This window comes from Pseudolactococcus yaeyamensis, assembly GCF_054658615.1.
Genome location: NZ_BAAGGP010000049.1, coordinates 1 through 21,772 on the forward strand (window position 1 = coordinate 1; position 21,772 = coordinate 21,772).

Consider the following 21,772-nt stretch of genomic DNA (forward strand, 5'->3'; position numbering starts at 1 on the left):
ACGGCTGTTTGTGTGCTATCCGCAGCATGAACCACTGTCGGTTCAAAAGTCCCTAGAACTTTTGGAGTAATAAAAAAAGCTCCCATAAAGGAACTTGCAATAGCGAGCGTGGTTAGACTCTTTTTAAGATTAATTTTCAATTATATCCCTTCTTTCTAGTATTAGGTTTGAGTTTATGATAAAGCGCTAATCCAATGCACGCAGTCATCAGAGTTGATATAACCTTGAGAATCAACGTGTGATCACTGCCTGTTCGTGGAAACTTATTTGACATAATTATAAATATATCAAACCGCAAAACACTCCAATTAATTGAGAGGTGTTAATCCCACCAAAGCTTAATCAAAGCCTGTGTTCCTGCATCATTAAAACCTCTGTCTGCTAGTTTTTCATATAGAGTTAAGGCACCTTGCGTTGCAGGTAAGTCTAAGCCCATTTTTTGAGATTCGTCCAAGGCAATCTTCAAGTCTTTGATAAAATGTTTGACAAAAAAGCCTGGTGAATAGTCATCTTTTAAGATACGAGGCCCATAATTCGCGAGTGACCAGGTATTGGCACCGCCAGCTAGCAAGGTTTCAATGACTGCTGGCAAATCTAGGCCTGCCGCTTTAGCATAGACCAGTAATTCTGACATAGCAGTCATGGTGCCAGCGATCCCAATCTGATTGGCCATTTTGACGTGTTGCCCACTTCCTGCAGGACCAAAATATTGTGCTTTCTTGGAAATTTTTCCAAAAATCTCAGTGACTTGCGCAAAGGCTGCTTGATCACCACCTGCCATAATTGTCAGTGTGCGATTTTTAGCACCAATGTCGCCACCGCTGACTGGTGCATCTAGTGTCAGAACATCTAGTTCACTTGCTTTTTCAGCAATCTTTTTGGCTAATGTAGGCGTCGACGTTGTCATATCAATCACAATCTTCTGCGCTGAAATGCCTGAGAAAATACCTGTTGCTTCATCAAAGTAAACTTCTTCTACATCTGTTGGGTAACCTACCATCGTCATAATCAGGTCGCTTGCTGCTGCGACTTGACGTGGCGTTGGCAAGTAGCTAGCACCATTGGCCACCAAATCATCTGCTTTTGGAGCTGTACGGTTATAAACGTAGAGCTCGTAGCCGTCAGAGATGAGGTTAGATGCTATGGCGTGCCCCATTACGCCCAAACCGATAAAACCAATTTTCTTAATTTCTGTCATGATGATACCTCCACTCAAATTTTAACACAAAATGTGGTAAAATAGTTTCATGACATTTAAATCAAGTTTAGCGGTTTTCGCCGGAAAATCCAGCCAATTTATACTTCAGAAATTCTTCAAGCGTGGGTCGACTTTTCCTGGCCGTCTGGCACTCAAAATAGCTCCTAAGATCCTTGACACGATTGCGCGTGATTATGAGATTGTCGTCGTGACCGGTACCAACGGCAAGACTCTCACAACTGCACTGACCGTGGGGATTTTAGAAAATGCCTTTGGTCAAATCGCGACTAACACGACAGGCGCCAACATGATCACCGGAATTGTGTCGACTTTCCTGTCTGCCAAGCGAAACAAAACGGGTAAAAATATCGCCGTGCTTGAGATTGATGAGGCTAGCCTACCAGCTGTGACCGAATACATCACGCCGAGCCTCTTTGTTTTCACTAACATTTTCCGCGATCAGATGGACCGTTATGGTGAAATTTACACGACCTACGACTTCATTATTAAAGGGGCCGCTAAAGCGCCCAATGCGACTGTCCTTCTGAATGGCGATAGCCCACTTTTTAACTCGAAAGCCTTGGTTAACCCTGTTAAGTATTATGGTTTTGACCACGAGCATCATGCGCCTAAGCGCGCACATTATAATACAGAAGGCATTGTCTGCCCCAACTGTCACCATATCCTAGATTACACGATGAACACCTATGCCAATCTGGGCGATTACATCTGTCAGAACTGTGGTTTCCACCATCCTGAACTTGATTATCGTTTGACAGAGTTAACCAATATCACCAATACGACATCAGAATTTGTCATTGATGATGCGACTTATCATATCAATGTCGGCGGTCTTTATAATATTTACAACGCCCTTGCTGCGGTATCAGTTGCTGAATTTTTCGGTCTTGAATCTTCTTTGATCACGCAAGGTTTTAACAACTCTCATGCTGTCTTTGGTCGTCAGGAAAGCTTCAATGTTGGCGATAAAAAATGTACGCTTGTCCTCATTAAAAATCCAGTAGGTGCTAACCAGGTCTTAGATATGATGAAATTAGCCCCATATCCTTTCGCCTTGGTCGCTTTACTCAATGCCAATTATGCGGATGGAATTGATACCAGTTGGATTTGGGATGCGAACTTCGAGACTATTCATGACCTAGATGTTACCAGTGTGATGACGGGTGGTGTTAGACATACTGAGATGGCACGCCGAATTCGTGTTTCAGGCTTTGATCCTGATAGCATAACGGAGAGCGAAAAACTCGCTGACGTGCTTGACCTCATCGAACAACAGGACAGCGAACACGTCTATATCTTAGCTACTTATACGGCCATGCTTGAGATGCGAGAAATACTGGCCAATCGCCACTATGTGAATGGAGAAATGAAATGACCTATACTTCTATTAAATCTGAAGGTGATTTCCCCTATGACTTGCGTGTCGCTCACCTCTACGGGGATCTCATGAACACCTATGGTGACAATGGTAATATCCTAATGCTCAAATACGTCGGTGAAAAATTAGGCGCTCGCATGACTTTCGACATCGTTTCGCTTGAAGACACTTTTAACGCTGATGATTATGATCTTGTCTTTTTCGGTGGTGGTCAGGATTACGAACAATTCATCGTCAGTCAAGATTTACCGACAAAAGCAGTTGAAATCAAGAAATTTATCGAAAATAATGGCACCATGTTAGCCATTTGTGGCGGTTTCCAATTCCTCGGCAAATATTATATCGAGGCAAGCGGTCGTAAAATAGATGGCATCTCAGCCATGGATCATTACACGCTGAACCAAGAAAATAACCGCTTTATTGGGGATATCGAAATCCATAATGATGAATTTGATGAAACATATTATGGATTTGAAAATCACCAAGGCCGAACATTCTTGGCGGACAATCAAAAACCACTCGGACGCGTTATTATCGGGCAAGGTAATAACAATGAAGATGGTACAGAGGGCATGACCTATAAAAATGTCTTCGGTTCCTACTTCCACGGTCCAATTTTGTCCCGCAATGCTCGCCTTGCTTACCGCATCGTGACGACCGCCTTCCATCAAAAATATCCAGATGTTGCCATTCCAGCCTTTGAAAGCATCTTAGATGGCGAGGAAAAAGGACAGAAAATTACAGACGTTAAAAGAAAAGTTGAGAAATGAGGTTTCTCAACTTTTTTATGTCTCTATCATCTATTTGGGGTTAATAGCATGTTCCATAGATGGATTTTTAAATGCCTCAAGCGCTAAAGCGAAATTACCCAGTGTGGCTGAGCCGTTATTAACAATGGATGTATTTTGCAAGTAAACTTCCAATGGTGGCGTAACAACATAATCATTTAACAATGTTTTGAAAAATTTACGAACACGTATAATCATGTGCTCATGAGACATGACACCGCCACCGAAAATGATTTTTTCTGGCGCTAAAGTTAGCGTAGCTGAAATCGCAGCCTGAGCAATATAATAGGCTTGAATATCCCAAATCTCTGAATCCGATGAGATATTTTCACCACGCTTTCCAGTTCGTGCTTCTAAACTTGGTCCAGCTGCAAGACCTTCTAAGCAATCCCCATGAAAAGGGCAAATACCTTTGAAATCTAAATCTTGTGGATGGCGTTTAACAAATTGGTGTCCCATTTCCGCATGAGAAATACCTCCGATAAATTGACCTTTCTGAATAGCACCCGCGCCTATACCTGTGCCAATTGTGAAATAGACCAAATTTTGAATACCTTGCGCCACCATTTCACCATAAACAGATGAATTAACATCTGTTGTAAAATAAATTGGTACGTCTAATTGTGATTTCAAAAAGCCAACCACATCTGTTTTAGACCAATAGGGTTTAGGCGTTGTCGTCACATGACCATAAGTTTTAGATTCCCGATTAATATCAATCGGACCAAATGAACCAATCCCAATCGCTGCAACATCATACTGTTTAAAATAATCAATCGCCTGTTGTAAACTTTTCTTCGGTGTTGTTGTCGGAAAGCTTACCGAATTTTTAATGTCAAATTGTTCATTACCTATCGAACAGACAAATTTTGTCCCACCTGCTTCAATACTACCTAATAACATAGCCTTCATTCTTCCTTCTATATATTCTTCATTTTCCAATAGTTCAATTGTGTGATATAAAGATCTTGCTCTGAAACAATCTTAAATAGATTATCTTCACCAATCGGATAAACTCTGTTTGTCATAACCTGCTGGCCATCATTAATAAATAGTTCAACTGAATTTGTATCAACTAAAATTCTTAATTTCAAATTCGCGAGGTTATTGTCAAATGGTGCAAGGGATTCAGTTCTTTCTCCCGCCCCAGATTTATCCCGAATAAATCTTATGTTCCCCTTTACAACATCTACAAGAAGTTCAGTATATTCATTTACCGTTTCAGAAACTTTCAGATAAATGCTGAATATCTCTGCTTCAGTTTTGTCCAAATCGATCTCAAGTTCAATATCAGTAGCTTCATTAACTTTAGTTGAAAAACTACTCAGATTTGAAACAATCAAATCTGACTGACTGATGCCATCATAACGAAGCGTTTCGATTTCTTTCACAGGATATTGATACACCTGGTTGTTATGATAACTTAATTCTCTGGAAACGGTCATGGCACCTACCCAACCATCTTTTTTCTCTGGCATTTCCGCAAACCACATATTCATCCAACCAATCATAAGTCGACGATTTTGATCATCAATTAAAGTTTGAGGCGCATAAAAATCATGACCATAATCAAGAAAATCATAATGATGTTGTACAAATTTTCCTGTTTCAGAATCAAAAGTCCCTGAAATTGCAAGCGGACTACTATTTTTTAAACCATACATCGGAGAAACAATTAAAACATCTTGTCCATCTACATTGAATAGGTCTGGACATTCCCACATATCTCCTTGCTCACCGTTACTCTGAGCACAAATACCCTTATAATCCCAATTTAGCAAATCTTGAGATTGATATAAAGCGGCCTTACCCAAACCATCTTTTTTTGTACCAATAACGGCATAATAATTTTCATTATCTTCCCATACTTTAGGATCCCTGAAATCTTCCGTCCCTTCTTCTGGAAAAGAAGCGATAACAGGATTTTCAGTGCATTTTTCAAAATGCAGGCCATCAGAAGATACCGCAATATTTTGAGTTTGTTTTGGATGTCTATTGTCAACATTTCCCGTATACATCAAAACTAACTGCTTATCTTTAACAACTGCACTACCAGAAAAACACCCATGTCCACGTTCAGTTTCCGAAAAATCATAGTCTTCTGACGGTGCAAGCGCAACAGGCAAATGCTCCCAATTCACAGCATCCTTACTTTTCGCATGCCCCCAATGCATCGGCCCCCATTCGACACCAAATGGATAAAATTGATAAAACAAGTGATACTCATGATTGAAATAAACTAGCCCATTTGGGTCATTCATCCAGCCAATTGGTGGCATAAAGTGATAGTTTAGGCGTGATTTACTTTTCTCTATCTGTTCACTATTTTCAAAGATATAAGCATTAATTTCTTTTAGTGTTTGCTTACTTGTCATGATTACCTTCCTTAATTTTTATCTGATGATTCAGTATATAGTCTTTTAATGTAAAGTTATAATAGATGACAGGGTTCATGAAACTCATCCACCCAGCCTTAAGTAGGAAATTGTATAAAAAAGAATGATTAGAAAACTTCTTATTCTCTGTATCAATACTATTTTCTGTCATAGATACCTTTCTCTACATCCATCAATTCATAGTTTTTCTTTAGTACGTTTAATATCTTTTAGATTATCCAATTCAGATTGATGAGTTTTTTCAAATTTTAATATCATCTGACTGTCTTTTCCTTCACGATAATATTTTTCGCGTTTTTCAGCATCTGCAAAAGCCTTTTCTTGGTCTGGAGTCAATGTTGGATAGAATTTTTGTTCCACTTTTGGCATAATGGCAACATTTGGAATACGTTCATCTACAGGTAAAATTGATAGAATTGGGGAAGGAAGTGTTTGATACCAATATGCCGTCGAAGACCAATCATCCGATAAATGGTTAGCATGTCCATGTTCGATAGTAACTTTAATTTTTTCAGAAAAATGAATCGGATCAGCAATATGAAAACGATAAGCGACAGTATATCCAGGCATATCTGCTTCATGAATAATTGTACCGTTATATAGAAAATGATTTTTTTGCATTCCCCAAGCAAAACTGAAATAGTCTTCAGTTCCTGTTCCATTAATACTTGGTGTGGTTTCTCCATCAATGAAAATCATATCATCGCCTTCACCCCACCAACTACCTTGGAAATGGTTGACAGATAAATTACAACCAACATAATGCCCTTTCCCTTCTGTTTCAAGAACTACATAATTGTCATCTCCTGTCAAATTTGCAATATTTTGAACATCTGGACTATTCGTTTGTAAATCATTTCCCCAACCATTATTAGGATTATTACGAGTCCATTGAGAATGGAAATAGACTGTATCTTCAGGTAATTCTTCTTTGTACAGTTCATAATCGACATAATAATACAATGCAAATGGTAATTCATTTTCATTAATGATTTCAATTTTTGCTTTTTTATTGAATGGCATTGGGAAATAACAATTCAAAGCACAAGGAGCTCCAAATTTCCCAGATTCTTCAGGTTTAACCGATACATTAAAGGGCATGGATTCGAAATTACCAGGCAAAGAATGTCCCACACAGAAGAAATCGCCAAAAGGTACTAAAACACTAGGTGTTTCTTGATCATCCCAAGTAATTTTAATAATCGCTTTTTAGTAGCTCATTATTCACAACTAGTCGTTCTGTCAATAATACAAGTATTAAGATTAAAGTAGGGAAATTTTGTCGGTTAGCAGATTTAAAAATTTGAAAATAGGCTCTAAAAAAATCTTTTAATGTCACTTCATAACCTTGAACAAATCTATTCACTAGTTGAAATAATACGATACTACTGGGATAAAGACCAAATATAATGCCTCCAAAAATCAACCCCATCCACCAAAATAGGTTCAATTTGATTAGATTATAACAGGTGTTTGAAAATTTAATCAGTTGATTAAACATAGATTACCTCCAATTACACTAATTATACATTTAAAGGTAGCACTGTTCAAGTCTAGTCTTTATTTTTATCGTTACGACACCAAAATCTGACAGAGAAAGTCCATCAGATTTTGCCATATTTCAAATTTTTACAGTTGGTGTAGCTCTGAAAGCATTGATAATCTTATCCATAATAACCTGTTCATCGCTTCCTGAATCAAGAACTGTATTTTTAATTGATTCTTTTTCTATCAAGACTGTTGTGACAGCTAGTGAGTTGGTAACTTCTGTCGTTAATAAAGCATCTACTTGAGCAGCATAACAAGAATCACTTATCTTGGCATGTGATGTTGTTGCAACGGTATGGTTATTAGCAATATAATTCTCACTTCCTGAAACAAGACGAATGATAGTCGGTTTTGCACCAAGTGGTCGGATATATTGTGTATCAATAATTTCCGAAAAGTGATTGCCAATGATAGAATTATGGTTGCCCCTAATATAAAGCAGGCCATATAAGTCATCTAAACCGTTATTTTTTTCTTTCAAGGGAGTCCAAGGTTCATGGTCGTGTAGAAAATGATTGGCAGTAATTAAGTTTTCCGAACTATTTTCCTCTAGTACTACCATACCTGGATAAAATGCATGAAGGCGATTATTGCTTAAAATAGATCGTGTTACACCTTTAAAATGAATACTGCTTGCACCTCTTGGGAAGATGTTATTGGCTGTAATCAAAAGCCCGCCAAAATTTTGCGCAAAAATCGAATAGCCTTTAAATCCAGCCCCTATTAGGTTATCTGTTATTTTTGATGCCTGACCCCAACCACGTAGCTCAATACAATTACCACATTCTGCAATAAAGTTATCATGAATAGTCAATGCGTCTGCATGGTAAATCGTCAAACCATGTTCTAAATAAACTAATCCCATACCCGTTATTCTAAAAGAGTCACATGCACTTGCCACATAAATCCCTGTTTTACCATTAACATAAGTGTTTTCTGGATTAGGTTCGTTTGAACCGTCATCTACAAAATGTAACCCATCTATACAAAAGTCAGCAAATTCAACTGAACTGATTCGAGGATTCCCCTCTCGATGGACTAAAATTGCCGCACCTTCTTGTTCTGTGGTACCTGCAATAATTGGCAAATCATTAAGGATCCGACTACCTCCTGGCCAAAGTTCATGCAATTCAGACCACTCCGTTTCAGGTACATTAAAGCGAATACTAGACGAAGTGAAACCGTGTCCAGAACCTTTAATTTTAAGATAGCTGATATCAATCATGATTTGCGTATTAAGATGATAATCACCTGGCGGAATATAGATAACCGCACCTGGTTTACCACCATCATTCAAATTAGTTTGTGATTGTTTACGTTTGATATCAGCGATGATATCATTAATTACTTCGCCAATATCTTCATAGGAATTTCCGACAGGCCACTGAGTTACATCATAAACATTATTATTAGTCATATACTTTACTCCCATTATCCTTTAACTGCCCCAGCAGTAATGCCTTTTACAATGAACTTCTGTGCCACAATTGAAAGAACCATGACAGGAAAACTAAAGATGAGTGCACCTGCACACATTGGCCCTAAATCCATACTATATGCTGATAAAAACTCGGATAATCCTACAGTAAATGTTTTCGCACTTGTGCTAGTCAACAGTAAGGATAGTAGAAACTCATTCCACGATAAGAACAAAGTAAATACAAATGCTGTTGCAAGCCCTGGTGTGCAGATAGGTAGGATGATATAGATAAAAGTTTTGATATTAGAAGCACCATCTATACAAGCTGCTTCGTCTAGTGTCACAGGAATACCTTCATAAAATCCAAGCATTACCCACATTACAAAGGGCATATTGATTGCTGCGTAAACGATGACAAGCGCAATCTTTGTATCATACAACCCAAGTTTTGTAATCAGCTCATAAATTGGCACTGCGATACTTGAAGTTGGGATCATCTTGAGACACAAAACAATAATTGTTAATAAGATTGCGAGCTTAGCACCCGAACGTTGTATAGCATACGCAGACAATGCACCTAAAATAACGGCTATAAGTGTACTACATACTGCCACAATAAAACTATTGAAAATGTAATGTAACACTGGCATACGCTCAAACAAGCTGGTAAAATTTTCTATCGAAAGTACTTTGGGCAGAAATTTGGCTGGTATAGAGACGACCTCTGTTCCTTGCTTAAAAGCTGAACTAATCAGATATAAGTAGGGAAATAGCCAGATAATTGCGCAGATTACCGATAAAATTGCCATTATTTTGATGTGTAAATTATTTTTCTTTTCCATCATTTAACCCTCTCTATGCAGATTGTTTCTTTTTAGGGTTCCATAACCCTTGCATGGCGACAAGTGTAAATGTCACAAGTACTACTATGAGTATAAGTGCCATTGCGCTAGCATAACCCACTTTATTATACCTAGTTAGGGTCTTATAAATCACAACACTGATAAGCTCAGAAGAGCCATTAGGTCCACCTTGTGTCATTGCCCAGACAATATCAAAAGTTCTTGCGGCATCAATAATTCTGATCGACAATGCTGTTAGTAGAACTGGTTTGATATTAGGCAGTTTGATATTAAAAATTTTCTGCCACCAATTGGCTCCGTCAATCGTTGCTGCTTCTAACATGCCACCATCAAGACCTTGTAACTCCGCTAAAATCATCAACATCATAAATGGTGTTGTTAGCCAGATGTCAGCTAATGTGCATGAGAGCAAAGCCCATTTTTCATCAGCAAGCCAAAGTATTTGACTGGTATTTTTTAAAATCCCCACATTAACCAATAGCTGATTAATTATCCCAAATTGTGAACTGAGCATCAATTTCCAAATCAACCCTGCCACAAGTGGCGCGATCATCAACGGCGTTAGTATGAGTGAGCGGATTGTTTTATTACCTTTAAAATGAGACTCGAACACAAGCGCAAGAATGGTACCTAATATCAACTCAATGACAACAGCAAGAACGACATAAATCAGTGTATTTTTTAGCGGCTGCAAGAAACTTTCATTAGTAAATGCCTTGATATAGTTATCAAATCCAACAAATTCTCTCAAACCATTTGGAGCAAAATTGAATAGGCTGTCTAAACCCATTTTGAAAATAGGGTAAATCATAAATACCCCCATAAACAATGCGCCCGGCAAAAAGAATGCAATGATTGTTTTTTTGGATATTAGCTGCATAATATTTTCTCCTCAAAACTATTCCACAATAGCCTGTATCTTAGTTTTCGCCTCTTTTAGTGCATTTTCAGGCGATACTTTTCCTGAAAGAGCAGATTGAACAGCACTAGCGAGCACTTCTTCGATTTCTGTCCAATAAGGCGTAGCTGGTCTATTTTGTGAGTATTTATGGTCAAGGGTTTGCAAAACAGCATTTAAATGCTCATTGCCCGGTTCAGTGCCATATTTCTCATAAACTGAAGTCCGTCCAGCTATTTTAAGTGAACCCTCAGTCATATATTTGTCATTATTGTCATACATAAATTTGATATATTCTACTGCGACATCTTTATTGGATGAGTTTTTCATAACACTCTGATACCATGGCCCCGTAGTCGCAGCAACACCAGAAGGTCCGCCAATCATCGGCGCTACCCCAACGTGTTCTTTATCCAAGAGATAGGCTGCAGGATACTGGTGACTCCAATTAAGCTGCATAGCAAGTTTGCCGTTATTGAATAACTCTTGAGACTCTGTTGAAGCAACTGATAAAGTCTCTTCTGGAGCATCTCCAGATTGATAAAGATCAACCAGATATTGTAGCGCCTCAACATATGGTTTTTCAGCTACTAATACTTTGTTTTTATCGTCGAGTACAAGTGGCTTAGCGCCTGCTTGTGAGGCGTGATCAAGGAAACTGCAGACCGTGTCTCCGGAAGCCATTCCAAATACCGTGGTGCCATACATACCGTCTTTTGTGAAAAATGATGCACACTCTTCATACTCTTTCCATGTTGTCGGAACTTTCAAATCGTGTCCATACTTTTCTTTGAAAGCGTTTTTATTTGTTTCATCTGCAAAAAGGTCTTTCCTGTAAATCAGCACCTTGCTGTTAAGCCACATTGGAAGTCCTAGTAAGTTATCATTTAAAGTACCGCCAGCCTCTAAAGTTGGCAAAAAATCTGATGTAATGCTTTTATCCACAGTATCATTAAGTGGCAAAAGTGCGTTTTCAAAGGCAGATAACCATAGCACATCTAAACTGACGACATCATGAGTTGCTGCCTTTGCCTTAATTTCAGTTGAAACCTTATCGTACATACCTGTATAAGGTATCGCATCTACGATGACGTCATAACCTGTTTTCGCTTTAAATGCTGCAGCTGTACTATTTGCGACAGTTTCAGCTGGGCCACCACTTTCAACAAGGATAGTAATTTTTTTATCTTTAGCAGATTTCTCACCGCTCGAACTTTTCCCGCAGCCTGTAAGTGTCACTGCACTCACAAGCGTTAGCAGTGCCAAGGTGGCTACACCAATTTTTTTGATAGTCATTTTTTTCATTTCTACTCCATTCCATTATTTGATAAGGAAAGCTAGAGGTTGATTTAACAGACTTGTTCCATTTATAAGTTTGTAATCGTTTAACCTACTCAGCATTTTCAATCCATTCCAGTCGGCGTATTGCTTTCCCTCCCTCCTATAATTGTTAAATCGGCATACCTTTAATTTTTTCCCCCATCAATCATTTGTAAGCCTTTTTATAATTCAATTATAATTCATGAAATTTATATTGTCAAGCGGTTTCATAAAATATTTTCACAAGCCTCCGCAAAATTATAATTACAAACAAAACCTATCATTCCTATACGCAAGTAAGAAAACTATATTATTAGCACATCAAATTAAGTTATCCAAAATGAATATCTATTTATAATCAACTCATTGGATTGAAAAAAACTCAATATTTTTATGAAAATATTTTCAGTTAGCCTTGCAAAATTTCTTACTACGTTGTATGATAATAGTATATGATATAAATTTAAGTTATTACATCATCAAGATAGCCTCTAGTTTTCTAATTTGACATTAAATACAGAAAGGTTACAAACAATGAATATGGATAAAACTGGTATAAAGGATATTGCTGAAAAAAGTGGGGTTTCATTAACCACCATCTCTAGGTATTTCAACAAACCGAATCTTTTATCGCCAAAAACGAAAGATAAAATCCAAGTAGCCATCAAGGAACTCAACTACAGTCAAGACAATGTTGCTAGAACGCTTGCAACTGGCAAATCTAATCTCGTTGGTATTATTTTCCCACAACTGCATCTTGGATTTTACACGGAATTGTTAAATCAGTTAATTCAATATGGCAAAGAGAAAAATTATAGCTTTATTGTTTATACATCACGCGACACAAAAGATGCAGAGTTAGAGTTGATTGATACTTTGAAGTCTTATCGGGTTAAAGGGATTATCTTACTCAGCCACGTTTTAAGTCCAGAAGAAATTGAACAACTTGATGTGCCGATTATTTCTGTTGAACGCGCAGGTGGCAACTACTGTCAAATAAATAGTGATAATTTCACTGGTGGCAAACTTGCTGGCGAAAAACTCATCAACGATAAGTGCGAAGTACTCATACACATCAACAACGGCTATTACGAGACTTGGCCTTCATTTAAACGGATTGTCGGCTTTGAATTTTCAGTTAAAGACCTACCTCATGAAACCATTATCGATGAAAATTTGACTGACCCCTATTCTAAAATCGCTTCAAATGCTATGGCTTCTATTGCGGATACTTTACTTGAAAAATATGTAGGGAAAAAATTAGGCATCTTCTGCTCCAATGACGATATTGCTAATATGCTACAACGGGAATGCATCCGCAAAGGACTTAAGATGCGGGAAGACATTGAAATCATTGGCTATGATAATTCCCCAGTATCTGATTATGCCATATATCCGATTACGTCAGTTAGTCAAAACATTTCACTAATGGCTCAAATAGCTGTTAATTCTTTAGAATCCTACATCCCCCACGAAAATGTAGTCCCTGCGACACTTATAACTAAAAGTACAACAAAATAAGTTTGTCCTATCTTCATGAGAATCAAAAAATTAAGTTCATAAAAAAAGTAGCCTATCCATTCCCCGATATATAGATAGGCTACTTTTTTGATATTTTCTCATTTTTTGATATATTTTATCCGTTTTTGAAATTTAGCACTACTAGCCATTATGATTAACTATAAAAAAAACAACCTCGAAAGGTTGCTTCTTATAATATATCCTCTATTCAACTGTGACTGATTTAGCCAAATTACGTGGTTTATCAACATCTAAGCCACGGTGTAAGCTAGCATAGTAGGCGATAAGTTGTGTTGGAATGACCATTGAAATACTTGATAAGTAGGGATGAACATTATTTATCACAATGTCGTCGCCTTCAATGGCAGCGTCTTGCTCGACTATCGTCACAACATTTGCACCACGTGCTGCAACCTCAGACACATTGCCACGGGTGTGAGCAGCAACTTTTGGATTGTTTGAGATGAGGGCTAGCACTGGTGTATCATCTTCAATTAAAGCGATTGTGCCGTGTTTGAGTTCACCTGCTGCAAAGCCTTCACACTGAATGTATGAGATTTCTTTGAGCTTGAGGCTGGCTTCCATTGATACATAGTAATCTTGTCCGCGCCCGATATAGAAGGCGTTACGCGTTGTTTCCAGCAATCCTGTTACTTTGCTTTCAATCAACTCTTTTTCAGACAAGGTGGCTTCGATCGATTGTGCGACAATCGAGAGTTCGTGCACGACATCGAAGTTTGCAGCTTTTTCATTATGAATCGCAGTACCTGTGGCTTTCGCCAAGAATGCTAAGACAGCGATTTGTGCCGTGTAAGCTTTTGTAGAAGCGACAGCAATTTCAGGCCCAGCGTGCAAGAGGAGGGTAAAATTTGCTTCACGTGACAAGGTTGAGCCTGGTACATTCGTGACCGTTAAACTCGGGATACCCAATTCATTTGCTTTCACTAAAACTTGACGGCTATCAGCGGTTTCACCTGACTGTGACAAGAAAATAAAGAAAGGTTTTTCAGAAAGACGTGGCATATTATAGCCCCACTCTGATGCAATGCCGAGCTCAACTGGTTTTTCAACCAATTCTTCTAATAAATACTTACTTGCATAGCCTGCATTATATGAAGTACCTGCTGCAATAATATAAATACGATCAGCTTCAACTAGAGCCTGAACGATAGCATCGTCTACTTTGACATTACCTGACTCATCTGCATAGACTTGACTGAGTTTCCGCATCACGGCAGGTTGTTCATCAATTTCTTTAAGCATATAGAAAGGATAAGTCCCTTTGCCAATGTCAGAAAGGTCAAGCTCAGCGGTATAGCTATCACGAGATAGGATATTGCCATCTAAATCATGGATTTCAATAGCATCTTTCGTCAAAATGACCAATTCATGGTCGTGAATTTCCATAAACTCACTTGTTTCACGAATCATAGCCATGGCGTCCGAACAGACCATGTTATAACCCTCACCAAGACCAATTAAAAGTGGTGATTTGTTTTTAGCAACATAGATGACATCAGGTTCTGTTGCATCCATCAAGGCAAAAGCGTAAGAGCCTTCAATAATGGTTAAAGCTTTTTTGAAAGCGTCAAGTGTACTAATGTTCTCAGTTTCAGCAAGTTTAGCCACCAAATGAACAGCAACTTCTGTATCAGTTTGACCATTGAAAGTATCGCCTACGAGATAGTCATTTTTAATCTCAAGATAGTTTTCAATGACACCATTGTGAACGAGAACAAAACGACCGTCTATTGATGTATGGGGGTGCGCATTGGTCTCTGATGGCTTACCGTGTGTTGCCCAACGTGTATGTCCAATACCGGCAGTCCCTGCCACATCAATACCGATTTTTTCGCGTAAATCAGCAATTCGACCAACTGACTTGATAAGTTTTGCATTTTGATTTTGATTGGTAACGAATATCCCAGCGCTATCATAGCCGCGATATTCAAGTTTTTCTAATCCCTGCATCAATATATCACGCGCATTTTTATTTCCTACTACTCCGACAATCCCACACATATTATTTCCTCTTCTTAAAATTGGTATAGTTCAACAATTCGTTTCACGAACTCGATATATGTATGATAAACAAAAGATTATAGAATGTCAAGTGATAACTGTTTTTTATTGGTATAGTTCAATTAGACATCAACTGGAAAGAAATTACCAATGATTTTTCCGACAATGCGCGGTTCTTCATCATATGGTGCAAATTTATCCTGATATTTTTCATTAATCGAAACAAGTCGTAAACCTTCTTCTTCTTTATAGACTTTTTTGATATAGGTCTGCCCCTCCCAATCAATGGCATAAATCGCACCATCATAATCAAAAGAGGTATCTTTTATTAAGGCAACAGAACCATTAGCATAAACCGGTTCCATTGAATCGCCATAAACCCAACTGGCAAAATCATACGATAATTCAGCATCAAAATAGACAGTATCATAGCTACCATCGTCCATATATGAAAATCCTGTACCTGCTGATAATTTTTCGTAGACTTTATATGGAAATAACTTAACGATTTTTTCAGCTTGCTCTTGATTTTGTTCTATTAATAGGTCTTGTGTATAGCTCATGACTTTTTCCTTTCGTTTATCTGTTAGTTGATGAAATGCTGATAATAAATCTGTCGCCTCATCTTTGACTAACTTTTCATAGGGGATACTAAAGACATCAGAGAGTTTTAATAAATTATCCTTTTTAGGCTTTGTTTTACCACGCTCCCAAGCAAAATAAGAGGTATTGGCAACTCCTATTTTTTTAGCTACTTCACGCTGGGATAAGCCTTTAGCTTCCCTGAGTTGCTTTAATTGATTTGCGATTGACATGTCACCCTCCTGCTAACTTGTTAGTTTTTAAAGCTAACACTAGTATATAATTTTTATATTACCATGTCAAATCAGTCGTTTTTTTGATATAATGTAGTAATGACAACGATATTATTATTAGTCGCCTACTTATTAGGTTCGATCCCTTCGGGTCTGTGGATTGGTCATTATTTTTTCCACAAAAACTTACGTGACTTTGGTTCTGGTAACATTGGTACGACCAATACTTTCAGAATTTTAGGTAAAAAAGCAGGTACAATCGTCTTTGCAATGGACTTGCTCAAAGGTACACTAGCTACTGTTTTACCATTAATTTTCGGGATAGAGACAATCTCACCAGCCTTATTTGGTTTATTCGCCGTTCTAGGTCATACTTTTTCTATCTTCAACCATTTCCACGGCGGTAAGGCTGTCGCAACAGCGGCTGGTATGCTTTTAGGTTATAGTCCTAAATTCATCCTACTATTGGTCGTTGTTTTCTTTATTACGTTCTATTTAACAAGCATGGTGTCATTTGCCAGTGTCTTGAGTGCAGGTGTTGCGGCTATTTTGGTACTAGTTCTCCCAGCCTTTCGTCTCATATTCACTTCTTATGATTGGTTATTTACAAGTATTGTTTTATTTATAGCTTGTTTCATTATCGTTCGACATCGAGAGAATATCACAAGAATCCGAAATAAAACCGAAAATATCTTTAACTTCGGCTTGAACATAACCCACCAAAAACACAACATCTAGTGGGTTGTTAGAAAAAACATCACAATATCTAGTTAAAATTGTTGACTAGATATTTTTTTATTGCTAGAATATAGAGACAATAAACTAATAAAAGGGGTGTCCAAATGGTAACCGTATTTTCAAAAAACAATTGTATGCAATGTAACATGGTTAAAAAATGGTTAGCTGATAAAGCTGTCCAATATAAAGAAATCAATATCGATGAAGAACCACAATATATCGAACAGATTAAAGCAATGGGCTTCATGGCTGCACCCATTATCGTTAAAGATGAGGTTTCATTCTCTGGCTTCCGTCCTACTGAATTGGCAAAATTGGTATGAAAATTGCCTATTATAGCGTGACGCAACAAGTTAGCCGTTTCGTTAAAAAGCTAACCCTAACTGATGATCAGGCTGTCGAAGTCACTGATACACTCACTTTATCTGAACCGTTTATTTTAATCATCCCAACTTACGAGAAGGAGATCCTTCAAGAGGTTTGGGATTTTATGGTGGAAAACGCATCTAATTGCCAAGGGATTATCGCCAGTGGTAATCGCAACTTTGCTGAGCTTTATATTTATTCTGCTAAAGATTTATCGGCCGGGTTTAACGTGCCGATTTTATATGATTTTGAGTTCAATGGGACGAATGAAGATGTCACTGCTGTCAACTCTATCTTAGAAAGCTATTAACCTATGTCTTTAAAAACTTTGGAAAATGTATCATATTTCCGTTTAAATAATGAAATCAATATCCCTGTCAATGGTCAAATTCCATTGCACAAGGATCATGAAGCCTTACTTGCCTTTTTCGAAGAAAATGTGCGACCTAATCTTAAAACCTTTTCAACAGTTGCAGAAAAAATCGCCTATTTACTAGAACATGATTATATCGAATCAGATTTTATTAAAAAGTATGCGATTGCTTTTATCACTGAACTGTCTGACTGGCTTTATGCGCAAAATTTTCAGTTCAAATCATTCATGGCGGCCTATAAATTTTATCAACAATACGCCTTGAAAACGAATGATGGCGAGTTTTATCTAGAAAATATCGAAGATCGCATTTTGATGAATGCTTTGTATTTTGCGGATGGCGATACTGAATTAGCACAATCACTCGCTGATGAGTTGATTCACCAACGTTATCAACCCGCAACACCTAGCTTTTTAAATGCTGGTCGTTCTCGTCGTGGTGAGCTCGTATCGTGTTTCTTGATTCAAGCAACTGACGATATGAACAGTATTGGTCGTTCGGTCAATTCAGCTCTACAACTTTCACGTATTGGTGGTGGTGTAGGGATTAATCTTTCTAACCTCCGTGAGGCTGGTGCACCGATTAAAGGCATTGAAAATGCTGCTAGCGGTGTTGTTCCTGTCATGAAACTTTACGAGGACAGCTTTTCCTACTCTAACCAACTTGGTCAACGTCAAGGGGCAGGTGTGACTTATCTTAGCGTTTTCCACCCTGATATCATGGCCTTTTTGTCGACTAAAAAAGAAAATGCCGATGAAAAAATACGAGTGAAAACTTTGTCACTCGGTGTAACAGTTCCAGATAAATACTATGAACTTGTACGCGAAAATGCGGATATGTTCTTGTTTAGTCCTTATGACGTTGAGCGTATCTATGGTAAACCTTTCAGTTATCTTGATATTACTGCAGAATACGATAGCCTCCTTGCCAATAATGATATCAAAAAATATCGTATTCGTGCCCGTGATTTAGAGCAAGAAATTGCTAAACTCCAACAAGAATCTGGTTATCCATATATCATTAACATTGACGTTGCCAATAAAGCCAATCCAATCCATGGTAAGATTGTCATGAGTAACTTGTGTTCAGAGATTTTGCAAGTGCAAACAGCCTCAGAACTTAACGAAGACCAAACTTATAAAACTTTAGGTACTGATATTTCATGTAACCTGGGTTCTACAAACGTTGTTAACTTGATGCAATCTCCTAACTTCGAGAAATCAATTGATAGCATGGTTAAAGCGTTAACGTTTGTTACTGACCATTCAGATATCGATGCTGTACCAACGATTAAAAACGGTAATAAAAAAGCCCATACGATTGGTCTTGGTGCAATGGGACTTCACTCTTACTTCGCTAAACATCATATGGTTTATGGCTCACCTGAGTCAATTGAATTTACAGATATTTACTTTATGCTGTTGAATTTCTACACGCTTAAATCATCTATGAATTTTGCTCGCAAAACTGGTCAAACTTTTGATGATTTCGACAAATCAGCCTATGCTGACGGCACTTATTTCGAGCAATATATCGAAGATAAACACCTTTCTGATAAAGTAGCCACTTTATTTGAAGGCATCCACATTCCAACTGCTGCTGACTGGCGTGAACTGCGTCAAAATGTCATGACACACGGTCTTTACCACCAAAACCGTCTAGCAGTGGCGCCAAATGGTTCGATTTCATATATCAACGACGTTTCTGCAAGTATTCACCCCATTACCCAACGTATCGAAGAACGTCAAGAAAAGAAAACAGGTAAAATCTACTATCCAGCACGCGATTTAGCGACTGATACGATTCCTTACTATACAAGTGCTTACGACATGGATATGCGTCGTGTGATTGATGTCTATGCTGCAGCGACGAAACACGTTGACCAAGGCTTGTCAATGACCTTGTTCTTACGTAGCGAAATGCCTGTCGGCCTTTACGAATGGAAAACAGATACCAAGCAAACAACGCGTGACCTGAATATCTTACGTAACTATGCCCACCACAAAGGTGTTAAATCAATTTACTACATCCGCACATTTACCGACAACGGTGATGAAGTTGGTGCGAACCAATGTGAATCTTGCGTGATTTAATGGCCATCATCAATAAGCAGACTGCCGCATATCGTGTAGTCTGCTTATCGCGTTGACCTTTAAAATAGGATTATTGTCCAACTAGGACATGATTTGATTAGAAATGGAAAAATGAATGATTAATCCAAACTTTACCAAAGCTATCAACTGGAATAATATCGAAGACTTAATTGATAAATCAACTTGGGAAAAATTAACTGAGCAATTTTGGTTAGATACGCGTATCCCACTTTCAAACGACTTAGACGACTGGCGTAGCCTGTCTGACGTTGAGCGTCATCTAGTTAGCCATGTATTTGGTGGCCTGACACTGCTCGATACAGTTCAATCTGATACAGGTATGGACTCTCTACGTGCTGATGCTCGGACGCAACATGAAGAGGCTGTCCTCAACAACATTCAGTTCATGGAGTCTGTTCACGCCAAGTCTTACTCCTCTATCTTCTCAACGCTCAATACCAAGACTGAGATTGACGAGATTTTCTCTTGGATTGATACCAACGAAAATCTGCAATACAAGGCGCAAAAAGTCAACAGTATCTACAAAAACGGTACACCACTTGAAAAGAAAATCGCTTCTGTCTTTCTTGAAACATTCCTTTTTTACAGTGGTTTCTACACCCCTTTGTATTATTTAGGAAATAACAAGCTAGCCAATGTTGCTGAAATTATCAAATTAATCATCCGTGATGAGTCAGTCCATGGCACCTATATCGGCTATAAATTCCAACTTGGCTATGATGAACTCTCAAGTGAAGAGCAAGAAAAACTCAAAACTTGGGCTTACGAACTTTTGTATGACCTCTATGCCAATGAAGAAATCTATACAGACGACCTTTATGGCGTTCTAGGTTGGTCTGAAGAAGTGAAAACTTTCTTGCGTTACAATGCTAACAAAGCCTTAATGAACCTCGGATTTGATCCACTCTTTCCTGACAACGTGTCAGATGTCAATCCAATCGTCATGAATGGTCTCTCAACTGGTACTGTTAATCACGACTTCTTCTCACAAGTTGGTAATGGTTATTTGCTTGGTCAAGTTGAAGCTATGAGTGATGATGACTATATCTTTGATTAAAATATACCCAAAACAGATTGACTCGATTTGATGAGTCAATCTGTTTTGGCTTGATATTTTGAGTTAAAGTTGCTGATTTTTTGAAATCTGATTAACCTTAAACCATCTAATCTTCATCATAAAAACAAGCCACAATTTAAAGTGACTTGCTTCTGAATCGCTCACCATTTGAACAGCCGAGCATTCCGGTCACCTGCTTAGATGGTAATTAAATGCGAGAGAGTGAATGGCAGATTATTTAATTAAAAGAGACAAAGCGGGACGGACAGAGGAAATGTCAGACACAGAAGACAATCCTGCGATGTCACTCGTATCGGTAGAAGTCGCATGATCTTCACTGTGACCAGGCGATCGGAGCCAAAACTTATTACTTGCACTGCCAGGGAAATCTAATAGAGGTACTGCCATACCTGTATCTGGCATCTGAGCCATGTGACCATAAATATCCCCATAACTCAGGGCAAAGGCTTCCTGCCGACCTGACGCATCTAATGTCGTCGCAAAGCGAAGCTCATTATAAAACGCTTTCCAATGCCAACTTGTTGGCCCATTATTTGAATTAAGTCCAATAGCAGAAAATGTCGTAAAATCTGGGTTGTTCAAGGATACTTTTTGAACCATGGCTTCTAAAGCAGGATTACTTGCGATAGTAGTCGTATACCACGCATTAATCGTCTGTTTAAGACCACCAGCAGCACTATCTTCATAGCCGTTCGTACCAGCTGAACTAAAGTAAGTTGTTCTATTGGAATCAGAGATAAATTGACTATCTCCAATAGATTCAACCTTGATGACAAGAGCTTGTAAGCCGTCTGATGAATTATCATTCATATCAGTATCCAAAATCCGCCACTGGCTACCCGCAAACTCGAACTCAGTACCGGGTTTTGTATCAGGCACTTTTACACCGGGTACTTTTTTCCATGCATCAATAA

The 21,772-nt window shown here is 38.2% G+C and carries 20 protein-coding genes; 8 read left to right on the top strand and 12 right to left on the bottom strand.

The features are described 5' to 3' along the window. Window positions 1-322 precede the first annotated feature (322 nt). On the bottom strand, window positions 323-1,189 hold the full coding sequence (locus tag ACYQ21_RS09850; RefSeq protein WP_460058154.1) for an NAD(P)-dependent oxidoreductase: 867 nt from the start codon (window positions 1,187-1,189) through the stop codon (window positions 323-325). 58 nt (window positions 1,190-1,247) lie between these two features. Between ACYQ21_RS09850 and murT the strand changes: the two genes are divergently transcribed. Continuing rightward, a complete protein-coding gene (gene murT, locus ACYQ21_RS09855) occupies window positions 1,248-2,594 on the top strand; it encodes a lipid II isoglutaminyl synthase subunit MurT (protein ID WP_460058110.1) in 1,347 nt (448 codons plus the stop codon). Beyond that, window positions 2,591-3,367, top strand: a complete 777-nt coding sequence (gene gatD, locus ACYQ21_RS09860; protein WP_460058112.1) for a lipid II isoglutaminyl synthase subunit GatD — start codon at window positions 2,591-2,593, stop codon at window positions 3,365-3,367. The genes murT and gatD overlap by 4 nt, the downstream gene beginning before the upstream one ends. 30 nt (window positions 3,368-3,397) lie before the next feature. Here the strand turns inward: gatD and scrK are convergent, their stop codons facing one another. The 8 genes from scrK to ACYQ21_RS09900 form a co-directional block, all read right to left on the bottom strand. Further along, window positions 3,398-4,288: a fructokinase ScrK gene (scrK, locus tag ACYQ21_RS09865; protein ID WP_460058114.1), complete on the bottom strand. Its 891-nt coding sequence runs from the start codon at window positions 4,286-4,288 to the stop codon at window positions 3,398-3,400. Window positions 4,289-4,305: 17 nt separating this feature from the next. Next, on the bottom strand, window positions 4,306-5,760 hold the full coding sequence (locus tag ACYQ21_RS09870; protein ID WP_460058116.1) for a glycoside hydrolase family 32 protein: 1,455 nt from the start codon (window positions 5,758-5,760) through the stop codon (window positions 4,306-4,308). Between the two features lie 198 nt (window positions 5,761-5,958). Further along, window positions 5,959-6,984, bottom strand: coding sequence for a glycoside hydrolase family 172 protein (locus ACYQ21_RS09875; protein WP_460058157.1), 1,026 nt, complete (start codon window positions 6,982-6,984; stop codon window positions 5,959-5,961). Then, window positions 6,977-7,282, bottom strand: a complete 306-nt coding sequence (locus ACYQ21_RS09880; RefSeq protein ID WP_460058118.1) for a DUF624 domain-containing protein — start codon at window positions 7,280-7,282, stop codon at window positions 6,977-6,979. The genes ACYQ21_RS09875 and ACYQ21_RS09880 overlap by 8 nt, the downstream gene beginning before the upstream one ends. Before the next feature lie 120 nt (window positions 7,283-7,402). Further along, window positions 7,403-8,746, bottom strand: coding sequence for a NosD domain-containing protein (locus ACYQ21_RS09885; RefSeq protein WP_460058120.1), 1,344 nt, complete (start codon window positions 8,744-8,746; stop codon window positions 7,403-7,405). 14 nt (window positions 8,747-8,760) lie between these two features. Then, window positions 8,761-9,594, bottom strand: a complete 834-nt coding sequence (locus tag ACYQ21_RS09890; protein WP_460058122.1) for a carbohydrate ABC transporter permease — start codon at window positions 9,592-9,594, stop codon at window positions 8,761-8,763. Between the two features lie 10 nt (window positions 9,595-9,604). After that, window positions 9,605-10,492: a carbohydrate ABC transporter permease gene (locus ACYQ21_RS09895; protein ID WP_460058125.1), complete on the bottom strand. Its 888-nt coding sequence runs from the start codon at window positions 10,490-10,492 to the stop codon at window positions 9,605-9,607. Window positions 10,493-10,510: 18 nt separating this feature from the next. Beyond that, complete coding sequence (locus ACYQ21_RS09900) at window positions 10,511-11,815, bottom strand: ABC transporter substrate-binding protein (RefSeq protein ID WP_460058128.1); 1,305 nt, start codon at window positions 11,813-11,815, stop codon at window positions 10,511-10,513. A gap of 549 nt (window positions 11,816-12,364) precedes the next feature. Here ACYQ21_RS09900 and ACYQ21_RS09905 point away from each other — a divergent pair. Further along, a complete protein-coding gene (locus tag ACYQ21_RS09905; RefSeq protein WP_460058131.1) occupies window positions 12,365-13,351 on the top strand; it encodes a LacI family DNA-binding transcriptional regulator in 987 nt (328 codons plus the stop codon). 204 nt (window positions 13,352-13,555) lie between these two features. On the opposite strand, the gene glmS is transcribed toward ACYQ21_RS09905, so the two are convergent. Both glmS and ACYQ21_RS09915 read right to left on the bottom strand, forming a co-directional pair. Then, window positions 13,556-15,373 carry a glutamine--fructose-6-phosphate transaminase (isomerizing) gene (gene glmS, locus ACYQ21_RS09910; RefSeq protein ID WP_460058134.1) on the bottom strand — a complete coding sequence of 606 codons (1,818 nt, stop codon included), beginning with the start codon at window positions 15,371-15,373 and terminating at the stop codon, window positions 13,556-13,558. 122 nt (window positions 15,374-15,495) lie between these two features. Further along, window positions 15,496-16,188 carry an XRE family transcriptional regulator gene (locus ACYQ21_RS09915; protein WP_460058137.1) on the bottom strand — a complete coding sequence of 231 codons (693 nt, stop codon included), beginning with the start codon at window positions 16,186-16,188 and terminating at the stop codon, window positions 15,496-15,498. Window positions 16,189-16,287: 99 nt separating this feature from the next. Here ACYQ21_RS09915 and plsY point away from each other — a divergent pair, with 99 nt between their 5' ends. From plsY to nrdF, 5 genes are all read left to right on the top strand, one after another. Next, the gene (gene plsY / locus ACYQ21_RS09920; protein ID WP_460058140.1) at window positions 16,288-16,926 is read left to right on the top strand and encodes a glycerol-3-phosphate 1-O-acyltransferase PlsY; all 639 of its coding nucleotides are present in this window, start codon (window positions 16,288-16,290) and stop codon (window positions 16,924-16,926) included. 104 nt (window positions 16,927-17,030) lie between these two features. Continuing rightward, complete coding sequence (gene nrdH / locus ACYQ21_RS09925; RefSeq protein WP_040526073.1) at window positions 17,031-17,249, top strand: glutaredoxin-like protein NrdH; 219 nt, start codon at window positions 17,031-17,033, stop codon at window positions 17,247-17,249. Further along, a complete protein-coding gene (gene nrdI / locus ACYQ21_RS09930; RefSeq protein ID WP_460058142.1) occupies window positions 17,246-17,602 on the top strand; it encodes a class Ib ribonucleoside-diphosphate reductase assembly flavoprotein NrdI in 357 nt (118 codons plus the stop codon). The genes nrdH and nrdI overlap by 4 nt, the downstream gene beginning before the upstream one ends. A 3-nt stretch (window positions 17,603-17,605) precedes the next feature. After that, window positions 17,606-19,759, top strand: a complete 2,154-nt coding sequence (nrdE, locus tag ACYQ21_RS09935; RefSeq protein ID WP_460058146.1) for a class 1b ribonucleoside-diphosphate reductase subunit alpha — start codon at window positions 17,606-17,608, stop codon at window positions 19,757-19,759. A 115-nt stretch (window positions 19,760-19,874) separates the two neighbouring features. Then, entirely contained in the window at window positions 19,875-20,837 is a 963-nt protein-coding gene (gene nrdF, locus ACYQ21_RS09940; protein ID WP_460058148.1) for a class 1b ribonucleoside-diphosphate reductase subunit beta, read from the top strand. 234 nt (window positions 20,838-21,071) lie between these two features. Here nrdF and ACYQ21_RS09945 read toward each other — a convergent pair. After that, the coding region (locus ACYQ21_RS09945) for a hypothetical protein (RefSeq protein WP_460058151.1) at window positions 21,072-21,772 on the bottom strand (701 nt) is incomplete at its 5' end.